This window comes from Avibacterium paragallinarum, assembly GCF_900450705.1.
GTDB lineage: Bacteria > Pseudomonadota > Gammaproteobacteria > Enterobacterales > Pasteurellaceae > Avibacterium > Avibacterium paragallinarum.
Map to the genome: position 1 here is coordinate 1376166 of NZ_UGHK01000002.1, position 21088 is coordinate 1397253.

Sequence of the window (21088 nt, forward strand, 5' to 3'; positions counted from 1 at the left end):
AGGATACAGGGCTGAGAGGAAAATTGGTTTTAAAGTCGTTTAAAGATTTTTATTTGGCGGCACTTGTATCGTTGCCATCTCCTTGCTCCGTATGCACGTGGTTTTTCAGGCTGATATTATCGGCTTTAATATCCCCACCTTTTGTCGCTAACGTGCCATTAATCACCGCCGCAGCACCACCTTCTCCGCCATATCCTGTCATTCCTTGCATATAGGTTAATTTCCCTTCTACAAGTAAATTACCCGCAGTTTTGGTTTCAGGGCTATCAAGCGTGATAAGGCTTGGGGATTTAACTAATACCGTTCCTACCGCATCAATCACTACATCACCTGTTGCCCTATTGTGTGAAATGGTTGTGCCGTTTTTAAATTTGAGCATAAACATCTCGCCATTCGCCACAGGCACAGGGTCTTGTTGGTTATAGATTGCCCCTAGCACACAGCCACCTTCACCGCGAGCGTCTAAAATCAACGCCAACAATTCGCCGACATCAGGCAAGCAATAAAATTGATTTCCGCCTGCATTAGGCACAGGGTAATGTAACCATGCGGTTTCTAAGTCATCAAGGGCAGGGATTTTGCACCGCACTTTATGGGTATTAACATCAACCGCAGAAACAATGCCCTCTTGATAGGTCGCGGTAAAATTATGGGTTTGCATAGGTTGCCTCCATACCTAAGGTAATCAAATCATCAGGGATAAATTCAAGCATTCTTACTTCAATTTCGGTTTGATAGCCGCTAAAACGATTTAAACTATGCCTTGTGCTTTTAATCAGATACTTGCCACTAAACACGCCCAAATTACGCAACAAAATCGTATTGCCAGCCACCAGTTTAGGATTGCCCCAAAGCGTGATATTACCCGCTTGCTGGTCATCATTTTGTTCCGCTAACGCGGCATCAGTTCGGGCATCAATTTGCTCTTGGGTCTCGCCACGGGTAACAATGCGTAGCGTATCACCGCTTGCTTCCGCTGATTGCTGAATGCTCTGACGGCGTTTTGAGGCGTTCTTGCGTTGCTTGATGACCTGTTTGCCATTGGCATCAAAGCCCTTAATTTCCACCGCTTTTGCGGTATCTTTAATGCGATCACGCAATCGTAGGCTGATGACATCTTGCTCATCAAGGACTGCGACAGGATTACTTTGTCCTAATTCGTCTTTATGGGTAAAGACTAATTGTTCACCTACAATCTTAAAACTGTGATGATATTCACGGGCAAGACGTGATAAAAACTCCACATCACGTTCTTGGTACTGAGTAACCCGTTTAATCGGAATAGGCTTAATAGTTCCTACCACCTTAAGTTTTAAATGTCCTGCTACTTGTGCCACAATCTGTGCAAGGGTAGTGTTTTCATAGGCTTTGGGTTTTAAAGTGCGGTAATTTTTGCTGATACCGCTACTTAAAGCCCGTAGCGTAATAGTTGAAGGGCGGGCTGCATATTCCACCTCATCAATTTCAAAGCCGCCAATTTCTACTAACGGCGAGCCTTTATAACCAATCGCTGCAATTAATTTATCTCCTTGAGTTGGAAACCACTGGCGTATCCATTTTCCTTGGATATCTTCAAAGGTTACGCTTAATTCATCACTTTGCCCTTCTAGATAATCGGTATAGCTCAGTTCAATTAAGTGCGGTTCAATTTCGGCGGAAATATTAGTTTTTTCATAAAACAGCGAAAAATCATATTGAGCGACATTAGTCATTGTTTCCCCTTAGCCAAGGTGGCATCTGTTCATTATTGGTGGGTTGTACTTGTAAGACAGGGATATAAACCGTCACCCCCATTGGCAACACTTCGTAAAAACTGAGTTGCTGATTGGCATCAATAATACGACTATAGGCTAAAGGATCACCATAGTAATAGTAGGCAAGGTTGTCCCAACGCTCACCCAGTTTCACAGTATGCTTAATCACGGTTCTCATTATTTTCTTCCTCATCATTGCGTAATACCACCCAAGCTGTCATTTCGGCAGTAGTTGTGGCGAGGTTATCAATATGTTCAATCACTTCATTTAAAGCATTATCAGCAATCGCAAATCCTTTATCCCAATCAGCGATATCCAATTGTTCAAAGCTCGTTTTAGCAAATGATAGCGTATCGTAAATAGCTTGCCCTGACTGCACAAATTCTCCTACAGCATTCAAATAAGGTGACACACTATCCAAAACTGAACGCATACCAACAAGATCACTAAATGCCCCTAAAGATTGATCTAGACCAGATAAGGCTTGAGGTAAGTGATTGAGAGCTGATAGAGGATCTGTTTTTAACTGTCGCATCACCGCCACGATATTTTTCACATCATCAACAGCACGCTTACCTGCTTGATAAAGCTGTACTCCTTTATTGACTAGACTTTTTATTTCACTTAGTGCATTCGTAAGATTTTTAGGCAAAATTGAGCCTAAAATGCGATTATTACCTAACTGTAATGCTGCTCCTTGTAATGTCGCCTCTAATTTACCTATATATTCGGTAAGACTAACGTTAATCTCTCGGCACAACACATTACCTTTATCATCAGTAAAGAGCGTAGTTGAGCTTAGATTAGTGATCACATAATTACCTTTAAGCCCATTACGCCCCCATACTAAAGCCAATGGTTTTTGTGTAGATTTTGCTGCACTTAACGCACGCCAGCGACTTTCCACGTTACCGAGTTGGTGGTGTAATCTTGCTGCAAACTGTAATGTAGTTAGTCCATCACCTGTGGCTTGTAGTCTGGGTTTACCACGCATTACAGCATGTTCAGCAAAACTGGCTTGCTGAGTTTCGGAAAATTCTGTTAAATCAATAGGTTCAAAAACAATGTCACCAAGTAAACAATACATCAGTAAGCCCTCCGCATTTTTTGATCTATCACATGATCTAATAGGCGTTCAAATTCCGTTAAAGAGAGGTTCAAGCCTTGTTGTACTTGGTCTAACACCCCTTGATTTTGATTAGCATTAACATTAATCGTTGGGTTAAAATTCACCACAAACGAATGACCTGCTGATGCTCCCTCTTGCCCTACTACTGCATGTCGATTTAAGGGTTGATAATCCGCAAAAGGCGAAGATGGAGCGGTGTGTTGTGCATTCGAGTCAAAATCAGGCGTGGAGAAATTCGCAGGTTGATTTTGCCCTAAGAGATTGCCAACAGCACTCACGCCAAGTTTCACATCGTCCCAAAGTGTTTCCAAAATGCCTTTTTTCTCGTTGAATAGTGGTTTAAAGAGCGTTTCAGCATCATTTAAAACAGGCTCGAATTTTACCGCACTTGAGAGGTTTTGACTGGCTTGTGTAGCAAGAGGCTGAGCCTTATCCATACCAATTGCCAAGCCTTCAACCACATTCACGCCATAGCCCTTAAATACGCGACTTGGGCTGTGAATACCGAGTTTTTCAGCAAACCAACCTTTGATGCCATTACCTAACCCAGAAACGATTTCTTTCGCACCTTCCCACGCATTGCGAATACCACCCACTAAACCATCAATCATATTTTTCCCAAATTCAGAAAACTTGCTCGGAATATCAATGCCAAACCAAGACAGCACAGTGGAAAAAACTTGATGAAACAACCCCAGCGGCGACCAGTTAAGAATGGTGGCGGTAATGTTGCCGATGCCTGAGTTGAAAAAGTTGGTGATGTTATTCCAAAGCTGTCCAAAGTAATCTGACACCCCTGCCCACGCACTCGATACCCATTCAGTTGCTCTCGTCCAAATACCTTGCACCCAGTTGCAGAAGTTTTGGAAATAACCCGTGACTTTCGTCCAAAGATTAGAAAACCACGCTGAAATAGGTTCCCAGTTGTCATAGATGAGATAAGCAGCGACAGTGATGGCAGTAATAGTTAAGCCGAGGGGGTTGGTAAGCAGAGCTCTGCCCATTGAAAAAATAGCAGTTTTAACAACCCCTAAAATGGTGACTAATTTGTCGAATATCGGCAACAAAGAAAGTGCAATAATTTTAACAATGTTCAATAGTGTGCTGCCAAAACCTGAAACAAACGGTTTAATGAATGAAAATGCTTTTGACACAAATCCCGCACCGCTTTTTAGTTTTAAGAATGTTCCTGTGATGGTACTAAAAATCCCAATGACAAAAGACAGCCCAGAAAAACCTGCTATTGCACCAATTCCCACTTTAAGTAAAGAGGCAACGAGTTCTTGGTTATTGCTAATTAAATCTGATACCCAATGCACCATAGGCATAAGCCCTTGCACAAAATTATTGATAATCGGCAAAAGTGATGAGCCAAGCGTAACGCCCACTTCCATAAAGCTATTTTTGAGTAACTTCAGACTGTTTTCTGTTGTGGCAGCTCGAGCAGCAAATTCTTTTTCCATTGAACCAAGATACTTTGCTTTACCATTTGAGTCCGTATCTTGTAATGTTTTCAAGCTGTTTTCTAACACTTCCACATTACCTGCAAGCACTGCCACATCATCGGCATAGTCTAAGCCGAATAAATCAACTAATACTCCCATTTGTTTTTCTTTCGGCAGTTTTTGAATTTTTTTTAAGAAGTCGGTTAAAGCACCTTCTGCATCTTGTCCAATTGAATTTTTTAGATCTTTGGCATTAAGCCCCATTGATTTCAAAGCGTTTTGGAATTTCTTGCCGCCTTTATCAGCTGTCATCAATTTTGTGAGCATTCCATTAATTGCCGTTCCTGCTACTTCAGGTGCTTTACCTAATGAAATAAAGCTACTAGATAAAGCAGCTGCCGCATTTTCGGTTAAGCCGAATTGTTTTGCCACGCCACCAATTCGTCCAAGCGTACTCACTATGTCGCTGGCTTTTGCGGGGCTTGAGTTGGAGAGTTCGTTGATCGCATCACCTAACTTTTCAATCTCTTTAATCGGGATTTTGTACACGTTGGCAAGTTTCGCCATTGCATCACCGCTATCTTCGGCAGACATATCAAATGCCACCGACATTTTTGCAATAGTTGTGGTGAAATCTTTGAGATCTTCTTCAGCTATACCAAGCTGACCACCTGAAGCGGTAATAGCAGCAAGCTCTTCGGCGGTCATTGGTAGTATGCGGGTAAGATTGAGAATATCTTGGGATAGATTAGCGAAGCCCTCAGGTGTTTTGAAATCAACGACTTTTTTTACATCTGCCATTGCACTTTCAAAAGCAATAGCTGGTTGAGATAACGCCATAATACTTGAACCAAGCCCTGTTACTGAGGTAAATGCCGCTTTAAATGAGCCTTTGGCAAGGTTAAACATTGAGTTAGTTTTTTGCTCAAGTGATAACGTATTATCTTTTAATGATTTAAAGGCTGCTGTGACTTCTTTAATACCTGAAATTGCACCTTTTACGCTGGCACCGATGACTAAACCTATTGCGAGTTTACTTGAGATCATTTATAGTTCCTTTAAATTGTTCAACAGTTAGGGAGAAGGTGCAATGTTAATGAAGTTCATTGATGAAATATTTGGCATAATTGGTGTCCTAATTGGTTTCCTTTTGCTAGTGATTGGCGTGGGAACTGCTTATTACTATTACCCGATGACAACTTGTGTCATAGGTGGATTAGGGATCTTCACTTGGCTCGTTAATGTGCTTGATTTTTCTGACTCTCAAGCCAAAAAATTAGGATCAGTAGCTGCTATCGGTTTAACCATTATTGCCACTGGTTTTGCGTTGTATTACTTCCCAAAAACAACCATTGCATTTTTATTTCTTATTGCCTTGGGTTTTATTCTTGGACGTATCGAAAAAAGAAATACACAAAACCCCATCCAATCTTTTAAAAACGGTTTTCATAAAGCCTTCAATAAATAACAACAAAGCCGCTTAAATAGCGGCTTTCGTGTACTTGGCTTTTATCTGCCGTTGGGCTTGAATGAGCCACCGTTCAATTTCATCAAGCGTCATTTCTTCCAGTTCTGAATGCGAAAATCCAAACCAAAACGCCAAATCAGCTAACGCTGCATCAAGGGCGGTTAGTTCAACTTTCCCTTCTGCATTTTTTCAATCACTTCAGCCGCACGTTTGAAATCGGCAATATCTAGCTCTTCCAAATCTTCAGGCACTAAACCTGTGACGATTGAAAGCAAGCTGATACTTTGCTCAATATCCGTACTGCCTCTCATTTTGCGAAGATCTTTGGCTTTCAGACGACGAATTTTTAACTCGGTGATTAGATTGCCTTCACCATTTTGAATAGGAAAATCAAGAGCAACAATAACGTCAGACATAAAAAAACTCCTTAATGGTTATTATTTAACGTCATTAAGGAGTTTACTGAAATCGTCTTTAAATTTCTTTTAAAGTAGTTTTAAGAATTTATTGCCCGATATTGGTGCGGTATTTTTGCAACACATCTTGTCCGTTTACACGGTAGATGTTGGCAAAGGTATCCACGTAGAGCAATTCTTTCCCCTCTAAGGTCTGCTTAATGCTGTAGATTTGGAAACTATCTTGCAGCTCAACCGCCTCTTTAGGTTTAAAACTTCCGCCTGCGGTTTTACTAAACTGCACATTCATTACCGTAACTAATGGGGCTTCTTCTGCCAAGCCCATTGCGTTAAATACTTGCAAATTAGAGCGGATCATTAATTGCTGGTGTTTAAATGGGTTAGTATTTTGTACACGAACTTCAGGGTAGAAACTATCCCAAGTTATTTCACCCTCTAGGGCATTTAAACCCGCTGGCAGTTTAATGGTTGCCACTAAACCAAGCCCTTTATGCTCAATTTGTTCAAACTCAATATCGGCAACCTTAATTTCTTTGGCTTTACCTAGCAAAGAGTTACCGTTGAAATACACATTGGCATTGACGATTTGATTAATTGCTGTACTCATTCTTGCTCCTTAATTATTTTTGACCAACCAAATTCACCAAATATTTACGCGTCATCACTGAGCGATTGCTAATGCGTTCAGCTGGCAGTTTTGGTGTGTAATCATAGGTCAAGGGGATCTGCCCTTGACTAAAAGCATCTGCCAAGTCGTAGTCGTAATCGAGCCCCACTTCAAAACCTACGAGGCTTTTTTGCGTTCCTAAGTAGGTGCGAATGGTTTCCAATAGGCTGTCAATTAACGCATCATCAATCGGACGGTCGATATATTGCAACTCGGCACGGCGAATGCTTTCATCAATTAAATCCCCTGTACGCAAGGCGGTCTCAAAGTTGATGATATGGGTAACCGTTGGGAAACAGCTTGAGCGGTTGCCCCATAATCTAAACCCTGTGCCAAAGCTATTAAAAATCGTGGTAATCCCCACGGCATTTAAGCGATTGGTTTCACTTTGTAAGTCATCAATACGCGCCGTTAATGGCACTTCCATACCAATCACGCCCAACAGTTCGCGGTTAGAGGTACTAAACCAATAACCCTGTTCCACATCGGTTTTCATTCGCAGCCCCGCCGCGTGCGTGGCAAGACTTTCAAGCCCACCACTCATTCCTGTGACATAAGGGTAAAAATGGCGTACTCGTTCTGAGCTGGCTTTGGCATTAAGGTTACCCAGTGGACCTCGTGCTTCAATGGCTTTAGAAAGGGTTGTTCCTTTTGGCAATTGCACATAGGCAACCGCTTTTAGTTGCTCCGCCAGCACTTGAAGGGCGGCAGCACAAGTCGCCGTTTTATCAAACTCAGGGCAAATCAACACCTTGGCATCTGCCCCAAATTTATTAAAGCCATCACGCAATAACTCAAAGCCTTTGCGTTGCCCCGTACTACTTTCCACGCCGCCTTTAATATCTTCTTCCGTAACCTTACTTGGGTCAGCATAGGTATAGGTCACAGTGAGGCTGGTTTTGCTGGCTTTAAAGCAGATTTCCCCTGTTTGCATATTGACCGTGTAGTCTGTCCCCTCAGTGAGAGCCACATTGTTTGCTTTCACCGTTAAGGTGAGCAATGCCGCTTTTTCCGTTACGGCAATTAAGGTGTTTGGGTCTTGGGTTAATACCTCATCATTGACTTGGGTTTTATGACGAGTGGGGTCTAACACATTGACCACATAAACCTGCCCACTGGCATAACGGCTTAAAATCTCAAAGGCATCAGGGAGGGTGAAGCCTTTACCTGTAAGCGTGCCAAATTGGGCAAAATCTTTCTTCGTTTGGCACAGCGTAAGCTGGTTTACCGCTCCCATTGGGGCTGTGCCGACAATGCCAATAATCGCCCCATCAACGGTTTGAACGGGAACAGATCCGCCTGTTTCACGTTTGGTTTCAGTTCCGTGGTGAAAAGCCATATTTTTCTCCTTAATGTTGATCCGCACGGCGTAAAAGTGCGGTGGTAAATTTGTGTGAATTTTGCAGGTCGCGTTGTTCCACCTGCCACGTGCTGGTTTGCACAATCAGTTGATATTGCCAAAGCCCTTCGTCTTCACCCGCGAACTCTTCGCTAATTAATACACAAGGTTCGCAATTAGTGGGGCGAAAGCCCACAATCGCCAAGCGAACCTTATCCAGCACCTCTAATGCCCCGCTATCATCGTGCTGACTACGGGCAATAATGGTTAAAGCAAGATGCACATCACGGCGTTGATGTACAAGGTCGGTGCTACCTTGGGTTTCAAACTTCGAGCCTGCGTATTGCACTAAGATGACCCCGTATTCGTCTTTAACGTAGTAATTCGCCAAATCATCGGGGAAAAGCTCAATGCTAAAGCGATCTATTCGCTCAAGTAAGCGTTCTTGGACGCTCGTTAAAATCGGCAAGGTGGCAGACATTTTAATACCCCGATAAATCCACTTTTTCAGGTGCTCGTGCCACAAAACGCGGTACAGCAGGCACATTGTCGTCCATCGTATCGACAAGCTCGGTCAGCCCTAAATGCAATTTGCCTGATTGGATACGCTCCAAATCTTTCAGCGCTTGGGCATAACTGTCTTTGACTTGGTCAGGAAAACCTTTGCCATCAGGACGGCGTGAATACAGCCAATAGCGTGCCAGTTGCAAACAGAGATTACGCACAAGGGTTGGCACTTGATGCAGCGGCAGAACATAACGCGAACGCAAATACCCATCGACAATCTCCGTGGCATACAAACACGCCTTATCTAACACCGCAAAGTTAATGCTTGTGGCACGGCTGTTGTCATTCGAAAGATCCATTAAGGCACGTTCACTTAATAGCTCGTTTAAATCCTCTGCATTAATGTACATTGTGCCGCCTTATGCCTGATTTTCCGTGTTGGCATTCGCCGTATTAGTGGTCGCTTCTTTGTTGTTTTTGGCTTCTTCAGCTTTACGTTGTGCTTCCTCAGCATTGCGTTGCTGTTGGGCGAGCTTGACTTTGCCGCTTTCGGTAAGTTCCACATACAAGGCGATGTTTTGTGCTTCTTCTTGCGTGAGTTCAAGGGTTTCGCCCACTTCATAACGTTTACCGTTATGCAAAACAGCCACTGCGCCAATCACGGCGTAAAGTAATTTTTCGTTCATTGCATTCTCCAAAATTTAGGATTTTTCAACCGCACTTAAAGGACGTTTAAATGCGGTTTAAAGGGGTTACGCGATACAGTCTTTCACTAAATAACCCGCAGGCTTGCCCACCAAATGCGGTTTATAAATATCGGTACAACGCACCACTTCTAACTTGCCACCGCTTTCTTGGTAGGTATCCACAAATAATCCTTTACGACGGCGAACGGTATAGCCAAAACTTGGCTGATACACCGTGCCTTTCTTATCGGCGGTTTTCGGCACATAAGCCAACACCACGGTTTTAGTCCAAATATCTTTTAACTGACCGCTTTCTTCATAAACTGCCTCGCCAATTTTGACGGTGTCAATATCAATTAAGCCCGCAAAAATTTCTGGCGTAATCACGCCTTTTTGCACATACTTAATTTTTTCAATCACTTTCGGGTGGGATTTCAGCACCTCCCACACATCGCCTGCAATCACGCACACATTGGCTTTATGCCCAATGGTGCGTTTAATCGCACGTTTTGCTGCGTCAAAGACGGCAAATGGGTCGGAGTCTTTGTGACTAAATTGACTTGTGCCAGATAATGCCACTTTATTGGTGCTGTCATAGCTCGCCTCATTTTGCGCAAGGGTGGCGATTTGTTTTTCGCGGTCTAACGCAATCACATCTTGGATAACGCCTAGGGCGTATTGACGCAATGGAAAACTGGCTTCATTGCTTTCGCGGTAATCAATGGCATATTCTGCGTCGTGTTCTTCCAGTGCCACATCAATCGCGCCCAAATCTTCAGGCTCTAAGCGGTTAGATGCCCCGCGTAGGCTTCGCGTGGTCGTCGGAATACGGAAGGCTAAACGCCCAAATGTCGGGATTTTTGCCGCTTCTTTGTCGATTTCAACGATAGGCATAAGGCTATCGCCAATCAGTTCATTGTTGTGATAGCCATAAGCCAAATTGGTGAGTACAGGGTCTTGTACGCGTAATTTTGATAAATCCAGTGCCATAAAAATTGCTCCTTGTTGGTTAATTAGTTAAATAACGCATTAAATGCGGTGGTGTAATCCACATTGTGCTCGCCCATATAAGCACGAATGCGTTTATCCGCATCAATGCTGGCTGGGCTTGTGCCTTCGGCATAGTCCACCGTCTCGTCAGCAGGCTGTGCGGCCTTGTCTTTGGTCGCTACCTCTGAAAACTCAACCACTTTAGGCTGGTCTTTAAGATAGGCTTTAAACTGCTGAACAAGGCTTTCACCCTCTTCAAATTCCACGACACCACCTTGGGCTTGCACCGTCATGGCATTGAGCATTGACACCACCTTGTCTTTATTTTTCGGGGCAAGTTTGCCTTCCGAAATTAAGGCTTCGGCAAAACTGGCATTCTCGGCTTTGGCTGAGTTAAGTTCTGCTTCGGCTTTTTCAGCTTCGGCTTTGGCTTTTGTCGCTTTTAGCTGCTCATTTTCTTGACGCAAGCGGTCAAGCTCGGCTTTTTCTTCTGCACTCATTGCGGGTTCTCCTTCTGGTTGCACATTATTTTCATTAAAGTCTGGAACAAGGACGTCAGTATGGCGATACTCCTCACGGATACTTTCCTCTTGCACCGAACTCACCAAATAATCAGGCAGGGCTTTATCTGCTTCCTCCTGTCCATACTTACCAATCACCCAATCCCGTAGTCGCCGCCAAAGGCTTGATTGCGCCCAATCGCTAAACTCAACGATGCCTTGTTCTTCCTCATTAAATTCAGGATTACGCAAGCCTTTTACCGCAGGTGGTACAGCACCTAAAAAGCCCACGTGGCGTAAATACAACTTGCCAGCAACAGGGTTGTTCGGGCTATCAGGTAAGTAAAAAGATGCCGACACCTTTTTAAATCGTCCATTCTGTACCATTTCGGCAAAATCAGGATCAATCTGGGTCAGTTCTGCTTGCAATGTATCCCCGTTGAGCTGTAAGCCTTTCACCCACGCATAAGCAGGGTGATTGTCTTTAGGGTGTCCGATCACCACGGGGGACTCGTGGAATTGCGGGTTATAGGCATCAATCGCCTGTTGCAACGACTCCGTGGTAATGTTCACCACATTGCCATTGGCGTCAGGGCGAGAGCCTGCTCGAAAAATATCAATAAGGGTCATATCGGTGTCCTTGTTTGCTGAAACACCGATAGAGTAACGAAAGAGAGACGAAAAAGATTTTAAAGTCCTTTAAAGATTTTTTTGCGTGATTTTCCCAGCGGTATTCCAAAAAATACTCCACTTAAATCAAAAGGCGATTAAAGAGGCATTAAAGACCGCTTAAAGAGAAGAGATAATTTACAAGATGACCCAGCATAAGGGTAAAAATAAAAAACGCCATAACACGCGATTATGGCGTTATTTTGAAATAATGGCTAAATGGTATTTTATACGTCGTTCAAACCCCGTTCAAAACTTTCACAGTGCGTTCAAAAAATTTAACGTAAGGCAATATACCACTTAAAAAGAAAACTTCGCTATGGACGTTTTACTCGCAATTTTCGCAATAGCGAAATTTGCTCGGGCTTTTAGCCCCATCGGCATAGCCGATGTTCAAAAAAGCATCCGCTTTTTTGTAAGCACGATTTTAAATACTATAACCCTTGCTCAATTTGTCGCTGTAAAAGTGCGGTGGCTTTTTTTAGCAATCTTTGCTCATCTTGTTTGTTTATCCCTAACCAAGGGCGGGCAGGAATATCCGCTTTTTTGGCAAAAATCTTGCTTTTACCAAAGCGTAGCCGTTTTGCTTTCTTCGGTACAATCTTGCCTCCAAATTGGTGTAGGCGGGCATATTTGGCATCGCTACCAAATTCCACGTGATGATCATCATAATTGTAAGCGGTTTTCTGCGACAAATAGCCATCTTGCCTTAGAATTTTATTGTTACCCTTAATTTGACGGGTAATGGGCGAAAGGGCTTGCCACTTTTTGCCATCAGGAGCGACTTCGTTTTTAAAGCGTTCGGCGTGAATTTTTTTCAAGGTTTCACCCAACACACCATAGAGCTTACGCGGGGCTTTTAAGGTGCGTGCGATACGCTCTAACTGCTGTTTGGGTAGCGTATCATCAAGGGTAATTTTAATCATTGTGTTACCTCGCAAATTGGATTAAAAAGAAAGCGTGGTAATGTTGCCACGCTTTAATTTAAGGACTTTCAAATGAAAGATAAACAAACTGAACTATTAGAACAGCTTTTAACTGCTCAAGTTTTAACTTTGGCAGCAGCGAAATGTAATAATTTCAACCTTTCGCATAAAGCCTACAACGATGTTTATACTGATTTTATTCAGTCAGCCGTAACTGACATCGCTGAATTTCAGCCTGAAGTTTTAAAGCTACTTCGTCAAATTTCGCCTGATCACTCTTAACAGTCTGAAAATTGAGTAATATTAGTTCAATTTGTTTTAATACAAATTGAGCATCAACCATCATTAAGCCTTGAAACTCTGGTACGAGTTTTAGGGCTTTTAATTTTAATTCGGCTTCTTTAAGTTCTTCTTCAAAAATGTTCATTTTATTTTCTCCTATTGATTAAAAAATAAGTTAGGGGTATAGTTTAACTAGCCACAGGGGTTTCCTACTGGAAAGGTTACGCTAGGCAACTACCGTATTATCCTGTTCGAATCAGGCAAACTGTGGCTATTAATCCAAGTTTCCCCATAAAACCTCAAACCCTTTTAAGCTTTCCCATTGACGTTTATCAGCAATCACACTTGCCGTTCTCACCATATTCACTTTTACCCGTTGTTTTTTCTGCGTCAGTTGATCGCGATGTTGAATGTCATAATCCATTTTGACTGCCACCTTACCTTGTTCCGTGTCATGCACAAACACTAAGGTCGGTTGCTTCTGTTGGCTTTCGAGCAAAATCGCTTTAGGATGGCGTAGCTTTTCAGGCAGCTGTTTCCAAAACTCAACAGGTAAGTTAATACCTTTTGCTTGTTTGTTATCTCGCAAAGCGTGTAACACATCTTGATCACGCACCGCAATCACCGCACTTTGTGGAGCTTTGTCTAGCACCTCTAACTTAGTCAAGACCTCATCAGACAGCACGCCCACATATTTCATTTGACCGCGTGCCATTTTCTCTTTGGTAACAGTTTCGACCATCTCCGCCATTGCGGTGTTTAACATTGCCACCGCTTGCGGGCGTTGACTGATCACATCATTAATCAAACGGCTCGCAAGACGTGGCTCAGACTGGCTTAATTTTTGCATTAAGACCGCATCCACCGATTGATTTCGGCTTGCGGTGAGATTGTCAAAATTATGCGGAGCAAAACCTGCATCATAGCCTTTGGGCAGATTGATGGTTCTTGGGTTACCACTTCGCACGCCAACCAATTTCTCTTCAAATTCAATTTCCACGGGAGGTGATACCTGCTTGCCCATTTCCCTTAAATCATCTTCATCGTGTGCTTCGACGGTACAATGACAACCGTAGGCTTTAACAGGGTAGTAATAACGCCAAAACGGATCATTGGCTGGGCGAATGGTGCCATCTAAATCAATATGCGCCTGACGTGGGTGGGCGTTGTCGTGGTGATGATATTCCCAATAAGGCATCACATCGGCTAAATCCAAATGCTGCTTTAACCGCCCACGGTTATAAGCGCCATACACATTGGTGTCATAAATGATCCGTGTACGCCAGTTGCGCCCACCTTTATACTGCCAACCTGTTTTTGCCACAATCTCATCAAAGCGCTTGCGAAAGCCTTCTAGGGTTTCACCTCGTGCAATGGCATCATCCACCGCTTGACGAAACTGTGCGATGATTTCATTGCGATTTGCCCCTGCGACCATAAAAAAATAGTCGTGTTCTTCGCCTAACACATCTAAATAGCTGTCAGTGGGTAAATTGAGTTTTTTCTCAAAATAGCGCACTTGCTCTTTAAAGGTGAAACCGTTTTCTATTGCCATTTAGCGTTCCTTTTTACTTTCTTTATTGACGCTATAACGCCCCGCCAGCTCCGCACTGGTTGATGCCCACGCCATGACTTGGGCGTACTCGCTAAAATCTAATTCTGGGATAAGGCTATCTAATTGCGTGCGAAAATCCTCAAGACTTTCAGCCGATGCTAGTTTATCTTGTACCGCTTGCAACCAATTATCCACGTGGCTTTCTGCTTCAATTTCCAGCTGTTCCACAATGCCATCGGCAATATTGCGTGGCATTGTGGGAGCTGGCTCATTAAATTCTGCCGATTTTTGCGCCGCACTTTGCTGCGGTAACGGTTGTTGTTTTAGGGTAATATCTCCCTGCTCAAAGCCATAAGTGCGAGCGAGATACTGCTCGCTAAATTGCACCCCCATACTCGCCAGCAATTGGTCACGCTCGGCTTGCAATTTATCAATACTTTCTTGCTCAAAGAGTTCAAAGGTTGGCAAGGTGTCCACATTAAAATTGAGTTTGCAAATCCACCTTAAAAGCTGATTAAAACAGCTTTCTACAATCGCCGCGTCTTCATCGCGAATGGCTTTGGCTACTTCAAGCCCCGCCGTTGCGCTAGCGCGGTTAGCTTCGGCTTCGGTGGTTTGATTTTGCCCTAGAATGGCAATAGCAATCTCTGATTTACAATAACGCAGGAAATCATCAAACACCTGTGATGAGCCACCTTTGCTACCACTTTCTAACAGCTCAATGGTGCTGTCATTTGGGATAGCCGCAACCGCAGTTCCCAGCATTTTTTCCATACTATCCAGCAAGTCTTCAATTTCGTGCGGCTGGGTTTGTCTTGGATGTTTACCCACCAGCCAAGGGCTGCCGTATTTTTCCACAAACTCGAGCCAAAATTTTAGCCCGCCTTTTTTAAAGGTGGCCGCCCAAAAGCACATGGCTAAATCGGCACGGCCATAAGGGTTCATATAATCTGCTTGCTGGGTGGCAAGTAAAAACTTCATTTCAGGGAGAGGCTTACCATCGCGCTCCTCTTTATCACGCAGTAGCAATTCATTTTCTTCATTAAACACAAACCATTCTTGCGGTTTACCCACAATCTCGGCAGGTAATAACAAGCCGTTTTCTTCCGCCCACATCACCTCAAGAGCTTGATAGCCAAAGAGGGTGGCATCTAAAATCTGGTTAATGATATGGTTGAGAGGTAAGCGTTCAAAAAGTGCGGCCAGAATTTCATCGACTTTTTTATTACCTGTTGGTGTAAGTCGCCATTCTAACCCTTTAATTGCAGCTTTACGTCGGCGTACACAACCGCCCACGTGGCTATCGGATAAAATTTCACGATAGGCGGAAATATCTTTACCCATTTTTTTCAACACAGGGTCTGGGTTAGGCAAATAGTGCATAAATGCCCAATAATCCACAGCACTGGCACGGGTTGCAATTTCACGCACTAAATCTTGTTTTTTTGCTGTCATTGGCTTTCCTTATTTTTCATAATCCACAAAGGTGGCAAACAATAAAAATACCCACCAAAACGGCTTGTCATAAAAAATCAGCACAGTGGCAGAAATGGTTAAAGTGACAAATGCAATCATTGTTAATATCCTTGCGTTAATTTTTGGCTAGCTCTTGGTCTTCTGCTGTGGGCTTTGACTGGTAACTGTATTAACTGTCGGCTTGCATAATGTGCTAGCAAAAGTGAAATTGCCGTATCACCGTGTCGTTTGTTTTTACCGTCTGCACTTTTGGTTCGTTTATCTGGAATGCGAGGCACACCTTTCACTACTTGGAACGAACGTAAATCAGCAAGAATATCGGCATCTTTGGGAATACTGTCTAGTTCGCCATCTTCCAATGCGGCTTTAAATGGGGCGGTGTGTTCCCGATACCATTTTTCCGATAACTGCACGCAATCGACTAATGAACCGAACGCATCACGGGCGGCTTCCGCTAAATAACCACCGTTCCCACGAGCATCAAATGCGGCACCTGCAAAATGTGGCAAAGATTTTAAGATAAACAGCACAACTTGCTCTTGTTGCTTGTAAGGCATATTGCCTAACTCTACAATTAATCGCACACTTTTGGTTAGGTTTTGCTGTTGAGCCAACACCACAAAAGAGGTCATATCTCCCGACCTTGCAAAGTCTTCACCTAAAAAGTGCAACTGATTGCTGTCTAAGGTTATCAAAATTGGTTGTAATGTTTGCTCGCACCAATCTCGCATTTCTTTATATCGGGTTGGTTCTGGCACAAGGCTGAAGCCGTCTTTTGCCGTAAATCGCACCACAGGTGTGCTTTCGCTCATTTGACGTTCAATTAAAGCACGAGAAAGCCATAAGCCCGATCCGTTTTTAGGTACACAGAAATACTCTTCAAGGGCATCTTCTTCGCTTGCGGTATCGTTGAGTAAATTGTCAATCCACTCCCTTTCCTTTTCAGGCGACCATGTTTGTTTGGTTACTTGGCAAATACGTTGATACAACCCATCACGGCACGCATCTTCAATCGTAATTGTGTGAACGGAATAACGCTTGCGACCAGCTCGACTATCAGTAATGAGTTCGTTGAATAGATTATCTACGCCGTTATGAGTTGAGATAACGCGTACCTTTGCTCCCCACATTGTTAGAGCAAGTGCTGCTTTTAATACCTCCGCAAGGTATTCGTGGAAAGCAGCTTCATCAATAACGACCACACCTTGCATACCACGCAAGTTCTTCGGATTTGATGAGAGTGCTTTCACTTTAAAGCCTGATGCAAAATAAATCACATAGGTCAAAATATCTTTTCCTTCATCTTCAAAAACTTCTTCTTGTATCTCACTGGCGGCGTAGTTAAAGGCTCTCGCCCACATCGCGACAGCATCAATGTACTCACGAGCCATTTCTTTATTGCTCCCGATGTAAAAAACATCAGAACCACCGTCGGCTTTTCGAGTACTCGCAATCAAAGCATTATCCGCTGCCTCCGCCCAAGTTAAACCACAGCGTCGTGTTTTTTCAGCAATTTTTAACTGGCTATCATCGGCGATCCAACGCCGTTGATAACCCAGCAACAGCTCCAATGGATTAAACGCATAAATCGCATTAAGAAAAGACTGACATTCAGGGGCTAATTCGTTTAATGGTCGGTTATTTAATAATGCCATTACGCAATACCTAAAATTTGCTCTTTAATTGTGCGGACGGTATCTGCAGATAATCCTGCTTGCACCACCACTTTTTCGGCGGTTTCGGCTGCTAATTGAGCCATCTCTTTGCGGATTTTGCGTTCTCGCTCTTCAGCAATGCGTTGTGCTTGTTCAATACGGTTGGCGATTAATGCCAACTGATTTAAAAATTTAGGATCAACCTTTTCCGTATTTATCGTTAAATCAAATGCCATCGTCTTGACCGCTTCCATCAACAATTTGCCAACATCACTTTGCGGGGCTTCGCCTAACTGTTTCGTCCAGACCTCTGCCATTTCACGGGCTTGACGAATTTTCGCCCCCATTTCTTCCATTCGTGAGGCATAACGGTTTAACCCTGTTTTGCTCAGTTGCATTTCGTCGGGTAAGCCACAATTGGCAATTAAATCATTAATCTCGGCTAGAATTTCCTGTTGCGAGAACTGTTTATCTCGCAACATCATTGTTAATTGCGTTTTGATATTCGGTGGCAATAAATCCACTTTGCTCGCTCGCCCACGCTTGAGTTTTTCACTCATTTAAACCTCCTTTCAATGCGGTTTAATATTTGGGTGCGGGCTTTTTCACGCCCTCAACAACCGCTTCGCCGTTGGCAACATCAAGCCCACGCTGGGTAATAGTGGCAATCATAAAACCACTTTTAAGCCGCTCAATTTGGATAAGCCCTTGCTCTTCCAGCCAGTTTAAATGGTTACGCACCAAATCTCGGCTGATGTTATGCCCATAAAGGGCAAGGCAATCATCTAAAATAGACTCATTTGCATCATAGCCTGCGTCCACAAGGGAGCGTAAAATGACAAGGCGTTGGTCTTTAATAAAAATCTCTCGCATAGTTATCCTTTTACACGTTCTTCAATTAATAATGCCACTTGATGACTTAAAGTGGATAAACGGGCATTCGTGGTGTTTGTTTCCCCTTTGATTTCTGTCATCAAAATTTTTAATGCGGATAAATCTTCTTTGGTAGGCATATGCTCAAGGGTATCTTCGACCTTGGTCAGCCGTTGCTCCACTTCATCAATATTTTTTCGGATAGCCTCAATTTCGCTACGTTTGGGGTATTTACTATCCATTGAGAGTTTCATTCCTGCCCAAACTGAACCGATAACCGTTGCCACCAATCCCCAGTGCTTTTGAATAAACTCCAATAATTCCATCATCATTTTTTATCCTCTTGGCAAATCGCCCGATAAGTAGCGTTATGCACCGCAATCTGGCGCAAGGTTTCAGTGGTATCCTGCCGACTGGCTTGGATTAAGCCAAAGCCAGAGCAACTCGGATTAATCACAGAGATCGCCTTGTTGCTGCAAGCGGTCAATAAGGTCATTGCGATCAGCAGTGCGGTGGTTTTTTTCATTGTTTTTTCTCACTTCAAACTGTTTTACTTGGGCTTGTGCCACGGCTTTTTCTTGCTCAAGGCGCTCTACGGTGGCAAACATTTGTTCTAGGCTTCGCTCCGCTTTTTTAAATCGCCATACGGCGTAAACCACAAATAAGGCAAAGCTACCGAGGGCAATTAAACTTGCAGATAACATCATTGCTCTTCTCCTTGCGGTAGTGAGGATTTACGGTGATTAAGGGCATTGGCAAAGCCTTTAGTCGCCACACCACCGCCACAAAATAGGGCAAAAGTGGTAAAAAGCTCACTGACATTTGAGCGGTCTAAATAGACGCTATAAGCCAAAATTATTGCCATCAAAACCGCCCCGAAAAATTGAATAAAGGCGGTGGTGCTAAGCCTGCCGTTATCGTTAGTAATTAATTCTTTCAGTGCCATTTAGTAACCCCATAACAAATAAAACTGTTGTGCTGCAGTATGTCCGCCATTAATCGCTTTGTTGCGCTTGGCGTTATTGCTCATTTTCCATCCACGGGAGAATTTTTTACCCCAGTAAAATTTCATTGATACACTCATCATTTACTCCTTAGCTAGTTACAAACACTTGCTATAAAAACAGTAACTAAACCCAAAGCTAAAAAGCCCAATCCCCAAGGATTATCTAACCCTAACAAATACGCTGACGCCCCTACACAAGCAGTGCTAAATAGGTATTTCATCATTACTCCTTAAATAAATGCTCAACGTTAATAATCTGCTCGCTATCAAGCCAACTCCAAACGTCAAAGCACGGACAATCCTTGAGCCACTCATTGGGCGTAATCGTGCCGTCGCCATTAAGGTCTGGGCTTAAATCGCGATGTCCACAAATTCGTGCATCTGGATATTTAGCCTCTAACTCTTGTAATAGCTTGTGTAAGGCTTGCCATTGTTTGGCGGTGTAGCGTCCGTAGTTTTTGCCTGTAATGCTAATGCCACCCACCAGACAAATCCCTAGGCTGTGGGCGTTATGCCCTTTGACATGCGCCCCGTTTTCTCCCTCTTGACGACCAGTTTCAATCGTGCCATCGGTATCAATAACAAAGTGGTAGCCAATATGTGGCAAGTGCGGGTTAAAATGTTTGGTGTTGATAGGGTTACGCTTAAAACCACGCTGCTTATGCCAGCTGTCAATCACTTGAGCGGCGGATTTTGTTTTATTGCGTAAGGATTTACCGTTCTGCGTGGCAGAACAGTGGATCACGATTTTGGTAATGGGAAAGGGCATATAACATAAACTCCTTCTAAATGCTTTTAAAAGGAGTTTAAAGATTTTGTTTAAAGAACTATTTTAAAGTGGTTTAAAGATTTTTTACTTAAACATATCAAACTGCCGACGGTCGATCTCTTCCTTTTGCATCCGTTTAACTATCTGATATACCCATTGCATTGATACGCCATACTTACGGGCAAGCTCACGGTGATTAACCCCGTTAAACTCACGCCAAATTTTCAAATCACGTTCAGATAATGCTAATAGCAAAGCACGAGGGATATAAATAATCTCCCCCGCCCAAGCTCTTGAAATCCGCATTGCCACATCAACTCCCGCTTGTTTGGCTTGTTCTTCGGGCATTTCATAACGATTGATTAACTCTTGCTCAACATGAGCTGCTAAATCTGCCAACACTTCTGGGGCTTTGCGTTCAAACACATCTAATTTGTCTTTATCCATTTTTCCTCTCCACCCGTTTTTGCCATTGTTTTAACCGCTCTAACACCTGTGTCGCCAACTTGTTATCCCCATTTAACCCTGCCACCGTCATAATCAGCACGTTATTGCCTTTTTTCACTAGCTCAACATTGACAATATTGCGGGCAAACTGGTCAAGGGCGGTATCTGACCCATCACGAATAATGCCCTGCTTGTGCATTGCTCGCCAAAGCACGCGGATTTTATCCACAATAGTCGGTTTCGCAGTTCTCATTTTGCCTGTTGTCCGAACGGCTTTTTTTGCGGTGTTACGAAAGCCTTTATCTTCCAATTCGTGTAAAACCTGACTAAGTTCTTTAATCGTCATTTGCTTCGTTGAGCTTTTGCCCGTGAGCCGTTCTAGCATTGCACGATAACTAAGCTCATCTATACCGAGCTTTTGCTTGGCGATATGGATAAGCTGGATATATTTGGGTTTAGTGTACATTAGACCTCCCTTAAAACACATTATTCCGCCCTCTCAGTTCCCCTCTTTTGTAAAGAGGGGCT

The 21088-nt window shown here is 43.4% G+C and carries 30 protein-coding genes; 1 reads left to right on the plus strand and 29 read right to left on the minus strand.

Features of this window, described 5'->3' with window-relative positions:
* Positions 1-49: 49 nt before the first annotated feature.
* From DXZ23_RS11570 to DXZ23_RS11590, 5 genes are read right to left on the minus strand one after another with little or no spacing between them, the layout of a single operon-like run.
* Entirely contained in the window at positions 50-661 is a 612-nt protein-coding gene (locus DXZ23_RS11570; RefSeq protein ID WP_035695583.1) for a phage baseplate assembly protein V, read from the minus strand.
* Positions 648-1712, minus strand: coding sequence for a phage late control D family protein (locus tag DXZ23_RS11575; protein ID WP_021723700.1), 1065 nt, complete (start codon positions 1710-1712; stop codon positions 648-650). The genes DXZ23_RS11570 and DXZ23_RS11575 overlap by 14 nt, the downstream gene beginning before the upstream one ends.
* Positions 1705-1932: a tail protein X gene (locus DXZ23_RS11580; protein ID WP_017807377.1), complete on the minus strand. Its 228-nt coding sequence runs from the start codon at positions 1930-1932 to the stop codon at positions 1705-1707. Before DXZ23_RS11580 ends, DXZ23_RS11575 begins: the two co-directional genes overlap by 8 nt.
* Positions 1916-2842 (minus strand): phage tail protein, encoded by a 927-nt coding sequence (locus tag DXZ23_RS11585; RefSeq protein ID WP_017807376.1) that lies wholly within the window; start codon positions 2840-2842, stop codon positions 1916-1918. Before DXZ23_RS11585 ends, DXZ23_RS11580 begins: the two co-directional genes overlap by 17 nt.
* Positions 2842-5376: a phage tail tape measure protein gene (locus tag DXZ23_RS11590; protein ID WP_017807479.1), complete on the minus strand. Its 2535-nt coding sequence runs from the start codon at positions 5374-5376 to the stop codon at positions 2842-2844. The genes DXZ23_RS11585 and DXZ23_RS11590 overlap by 1 nt, the downstream gene beginning before the upstream one ends.
* 49 nt (positions 5377-5425) lie before the next feature.
* On the opposite strand from DXZ23_RS11590, the gene DXZ23_RS11595 reads away from it, so the two are divergent.
* Positions 5426-5797 (plus strand): hypothetical protein, encoded by a 372-nt coding sequence (locus tag DXZ23_RS11595; RefSeq protein ID WP_017807478.1) that lies wholly within the window; start codon positions 5426-5428, stop codon positions 5795-5797.
* Between the two features lie 12 nt (positions 5798-5809).
* Here the strand turns inward: DXZ23_RS11595 and DXZ23_RS11600 are convergent, their stop codons facing one another.
* The 24 genes from DXZ23_RS11600 to DXZ23_RS11705 all read right to left on the minus strand — a co-directional run bounded on the left by DXZ23_RS11600 (position 5810) and on the right by DXZ23_RS11705 (position 21026).
* Positions 5810-5932 (minus strand): GpE family phage tail protein, encoded by a 123-nt coding sequence (locus tag DXZ23_RS11600; protein ID WP_081603170.1) that lies wholly within the window; start codon positions 5930-5932, stop codon positions 5810-5812.
* Between the two features lie 26 nt (positions 5933-5958).
* Positions 5959-6213, minus strand: a complete 255-nt coding sequence (locus tag DXZ23_RS11605; protein ID WP_017807477.1) for a phage tail assembly protein — start codon at positions 6211-6213, stop codon at positions 5959-5961.
* Positions 6214-6301: 88 nt separating this feature from the next.
* Positions 6302-6820, minus strand: coding sequence for a phage major tail tube protein (locus DXZ23_RS11610; RefSeq protein WP_017807372.1), 519 nt, complete (start codon positions 6818-6820; stop codon positions 6302-6304).
* A gap of 13 nt (positions 6821-6833) precedes the next feature.
* The gene (locus DXZ23_RS11615; protein WP_017807371.1) at positions 6834-8219 is read right to left on the minus strand and encodes a phage tail sheath family protein; all 1386 of its coding nucleotides are present in this window, start codon (positions 8217-8219) and stop codon (positions 6834-6836) included.
* A 10-nt stretch (positions 8220-8229) separates the two neighbouring features.
* A complete protein-coding gene (locus DXZ23_RS11620; RefSeq protein WP_035695585.1) occupies positions 8230-8700 on the minus strand; it encodes a Gp37 family protein in 471 nt (156 codons plus the stop codon).
* Position 8701: 1 nt separating this feature from the next.
* A complete protein-coding gene (locus tag DXZ23_RS11625; RefSeq protein WP_017805317.1) occupies positions 8702-9136 on the minus strand; it encodes a gp436 family protein in 435 nt (144 codons plus the stop codon).
* A 9-nt stretch (positions 9137-9145) separates the two neighbouring features.
* Entirely contained in the window at positions 9146-9412 is a 267-nt protein-coding gene (locus DXZ23_RS11630; protein WP_017805318.1) for a DUF7210 family protein, read from the minus strand.
* 66 nt (positions 9413-9478) lie between these two features.
* Positions 9479-10402: a major capsid protein gene (locus DXZ23_RS11635; protein ID WP_017805319.1), complete on the minus strand. Its 924-nt coding sequence runs from the start codon at positions 10400-10402 to the stop codon at positions 9479-9481.
* Positions 10403-10425: 23 nt separating this feature from the next.
* Positions 10426-11532: a hypothetical protein gene (locus DXZ23_RS11640; RefSeq protein ID WP_017805320.1), complete on the minus strand. Its 1107-nt coding sequence runs from the start codon at positions 11530-11532 to the stop codon at positions 10426-10428.
* A 473-nt stretch (positions 11533-12005) separates the two neighbouring features.
* Positions 12006-12497, minus strand: a complete 492-nt coding sequence (locus DXZ23_RS11645) for a phage virion morphogenesis protein (protein ID WP_017805321.1) — start codon at positions 12495-12497, stop codon at positions 12006-12008.
* A gap of 196 nt (positions 12498-12693) precedes the next feature.
* A complete protein-coding gene (locus DXZ23_RS11650; RefSeq protein ID WP_017805322.1) occupies positions 12694-12924 on the minus strand; it encodes a hypothetical protein in 231 nt (76 codons plus the stop codon).
* A 129-nt stretch (positions 12925-13053) separates the two neighbouring features.
* Positions 13054-14334 carry a phage minor head protein gene (locus DXZ23_RS11655; protein ID WP_017805323.1) on the minus strand — a complete coding sequence of 427 codons (1281 nt, stop codon included), beginning with the start codon at positions 14332-14334 and terminating at the stop codon, positions 13054-13056.
* Positions 14335-15789, minus strand: coding sequence for a DUF935 domain-containing protein (locus DXZ23_RS11660; RefSeq protein ID WP_114995516.1), 1455 nt, complete (start codon positions 15787-15789; stop codon positions 14335-14337).
* A gap of 122 nt (positions 15790-15911) precedes the next feature.
* Positions 15912-17465, minus strand: a complete 1554-nt coding sequence (locus tag DXZ23_RS11665; RefSeq protein ID WP_017807497.1) for a terminase large subunit domain-containing protein — start codon at positions 17463-17465, stop codon at positions 15912-15914.
* Positions 17465-18025: a DUF3486 family protein gene (locus DXZ23_RS11670; RefSeq protein WP_017807498.1), complete on the minus strand. Its 561-nt coding sequence runs from the start codon at positions 18023-18025 to the stop codon at positions 17465-17467. The genes DXZ23_RS11665 and DXZ23_RS11670 overlap by 1 nt, the downstream gene beginning before the upstream one ends.
* A gap of 22 nt (positions 18026-18047) precedes the next feature.
* The gene (locus tag DXZ23_RS11675) at positions 18048-18338 is read right to left on the minus strand and encodes a VpaChn25_0724 family phage protein (protein ID WP_017807499.1); all 291 of its coding nucleotides are present in this window, start codon (positions 18336-18338) and stop codon (positions 18048-18050) included.
* Between the two features lie 2 nt (positions 18339-18340).
* Positions 18341-18670, minus strand: coding sequence for a DUF2730 family protein (locus DXZ23_RS11680; RefSeq protein ID WP_017807500.1), 330 nt, complete (start codon positions 18668-18670; stop codon positions 18341-18343).
* Entirely contained in the window at positions 18667-18795 is a 129-nt protein-coding gene (locus DXZ23_RS16000) for a hypothetical protein (protein WP_017807568.1), read from the minus strand. The genes DXZ23_RS11680 and DXZ23_RS16000 overlap by 4 nt, the downstream gene beginning before the upstream one ends.
* Positions 18788-19045, minus strand: a complete 258-nt coding sequence (locus DXZ23_RS11685) for a DUF2681 domain-containing protein (protein ID WP_114995519.1) — start codon at positions 19043-19045, stop codon at positions 18788-18790. The genes DXZ23_RS16000 and DXZ23_RS11685 overlap by 8 nt, the downstream gene beginning before the upstream one ends.
* Positions 19042-19284, minus strand: coding sequence for a DUF2644 domain-containing protein (locus DXZ23_RS11690; RefSeq protein WP_046098956.1), 243 nt, complete (start codon positions 19282-19284; stop codon positions 19042-19044). The genes DXZ23_RS11685 and DXZ23_RS11690 overlap by 4 nt, the downstream gene beginning before the upstream one ends.
* Positions 19285-19425 carry a hypothetical protein gene (locus tag DXZ23_RS15515; RefSeq protein WP_165381614.1) on the minus strand — a complete coding sequence of 47 codons (141 nt, stop codon included), beginning with the start codon at positions 19423-19425 and terminating at the stop codon, positions 19285-19287.
* Positions 19426-19567: 142 nt separating this feature from the next.
* Positions 19568-20113, minus strand: a complete 546-nt coding sequence (locus DXZ23_RS11695; RefSeq protein ID WP_035695727.1) for an N-acetylmuramoyl-L-alanine amidase — start codon at positions 20111-20113, stop codon at positions 19568-19570.
* 84 nt (positions 20114-20197) lie between these two features.
* A complete protein-coding gene (locus DXZ23_RS11700; RefSeq protein ID WP_035695609.1) occupies positions 20198-20560 on the minus strand; it encodes a Mor transcription activator family protein in 363 nt (120 codons plus the stop codon).
* Positions 20553-21026: a gp16 family protein gene (locus DXZ23_RS11705; RefSeq protein WP_017806101.1), complete on the minus strand. Its 474-nt coding sequence runs from the start codon at positions 21024-21026 to the stop codon at positions 20553-20555. The genes DXZ23_RS11700 and DXZ23_RS11705 overlap by 8 nt, the downstream gene beginning before the upstream one ends.
* Positions 21027-21088: the final 62 nt, after the last annotated feature.

Coding starts and splice junctions, on each gene's coding strand:
- DXZ23_RS11625 (WP_017805317.1), bottom strand. CDS start 9,136: ATGTACATTAATGCAGAGGATTTAAACGAGCTATTAAGTGAACGTGCC.
- DXZ23_RS11650 (WP_017805322.1), bottom strand. CDS start 12,924: ATGAACATTTTTGAAGAAGAACTTAAAGAAGCCGAATTAAAATTAAAA.
- DXZ23_RS11580 (WP_017807377.1), bottom strand. CDS start 1,932: ATGAGAACCGTGATTAAGCATACTGTGAAACTGGGTGAGCGTTGGGAC.
- DXZ23_RS11585 (WP_017807376.1), bottom strand. CDS start 2,842: ATGTATTGTTTACTTGGTGACATTGTTTTTGAACCTATTGATTTAACA.
- DXZ23_RS11670 (WP_017807498.1), bottom strand. CDS start 18,025: ATGAGTGAAAAACTCAAGCGTGGGCGAGCGAGCAAAGTGGATTTATTG.
- DXZ23_RS11605 (WP_017807477.1), bottom strand. CDS start 6,213: ATGTCTGACGTTATTGTTGCTCTTGATTTTCCTATTCAAAATGGTGAA.
- DXZ23_RS11705 (WP_017806101.1), bottom strand. CDS start 21,026: ATGTACACTAAACCCAAATATATCCAGCTTATCCATATCGCCAAGCAA.
- DXZ23_RS11615 (WP_017807371.1), bottom strand. CDS start 8,219: ATGGCTTTTCACCACGGAACTGAAACCAAACGTGAAACAGGCGGATCT.
- DXZ23_RS11610 (WP_017807372.1), bottom strand. CDS start 6,820: ATGAGTACAGCAATTAATCAAATCGTCAATGCCAATGTGTATTTCAAC.
- DXZ23_RS11685 (WP_114995519.1), bottom strand. CDS start 19,045: ATGATGTTATCTGCAAGTTTAATTGCCCTCGGTAGCTTTGCCTTATTT.
- DXZ23_RS11655 (WP_017805323.1), bottom strand. CDS start 14,334: ATGGCAATAGAAAACGGTTTCACCTTTAAAGAGCAAGTGCGCTATTTT.
- DXZ23_RS11675 (WP_017807499.1), bottom strand. CDS start 18,338: ATGCGAGAGATTTTTATTAAAGACCAACGCCTTGTCATTTTACGCTCC.
- DXZ23_RS11700 (WP_035695609.1), bottom strand. CDS start 20,560: ATGGATAAAGACAAATTAGATGTGTTTGAACGCAAAGCCCCAGAAGTG.
- DXZ23_RS15515 (WP_165381614.1), bottom strand. CDS start 19,425: ATGATGAGTGTATCAATGAAATTTTACTGGGGTAAAAAATTCTCCCGT.
- DXZ23_RS11690 (WP_046098956.1), bottom strand. CDS start 19,284: ATGGCACTGAAAGAATTAATTACTAACGATAACGGCAGGCTTAGCACC.
- DXZ23_RS11590 (WP_017807479.1), bottom strand. CDS start 5,376: ATGATCTCAAGTAAACTCGCAATAGGTTTAGTCATCGGTGCCAGCGTA.
- DXZ23_RS11635 (WP_017805319.1), bottom strand. CDS start 10,402: ATGGCACTGGATTTATCAAAATTACGCGTACAAGACCCTGTACTCACC.
- DXZ23_RS11570 (WP_035695583.1), bottom strand. CDS start 661: ATGCAAACCCATAATTTTACCGCGACCTATCAAGAGGGCATTGTTTCT.
- DXZ23_RS11620 (WP_035695585.1), bottom strand. CDS start 8,700: ATGTCTGCCACCTTGCCGATTTTAACGAGCGTCCAAGAACGCTTACTT.
- DXZ23_RS11575 (WP_021723700.1), bottom strand. CDS start 1,712: ATGACTAATGTCGCTCAATATGATTTTTCGCTGTTTTATGAAAAAACT.
- DXZ23_RS11630 (WP_017805318.1), bottom strand. CDS start 9,412: ATGAACGAAAAATTACTTTACGCCGTGATTGGCGCAGTGGCTGTTTTG.
- DXZ23_RS11660 (WP_114995516.1), bottom strand. CDS start 15,789: ATGACAGCAAAAAAACAAGATTTAGTGCGTGAAATTGCAACCCGTGCC.
- DXZ23_RS11640 (WP_017805320.1), bottom strand. CDS start 11,532: ATGACCCTTATTGATATTTTTCGAGCAGGCTCTCGCCCTGACGCCAAT.
- DXZ23_RS11695 (WP_035695727.1), bottom strand. CDS start 20,113: ATGCCCTTTCCCATTACCAAAATCGTGATCCACTGTTCTGCCACGCAG.
- DXZ23_RS11680 (WP_017807500.1), bottom strand. CDS start 18,670: ATGATGATGGAATTATTGGAGTTTATTCAAAAGCACTGGGGATTGGTG.
- DXZ23_RS11665 (WP_017807497.1), bottom strand. CDS start 17,465: ATGGCATTATTAAATAACCGACCATTAAACGAATTAGCCCCTGAATGT.
- DXZ23_RS11645 (WP_017805321.1), bottom strand. CDS start 12,497: ATGATTAAAATTACCCTTGATGATACGCTACCCAAACAGCAGTTAGAG.
- DXZ23_RS11595 (WP_017807478.1), top strand. CDS start 5,426: ATGAAGTTCATTGATGAAATATTTGGCATAATTGGTGTCCTAATTGGT.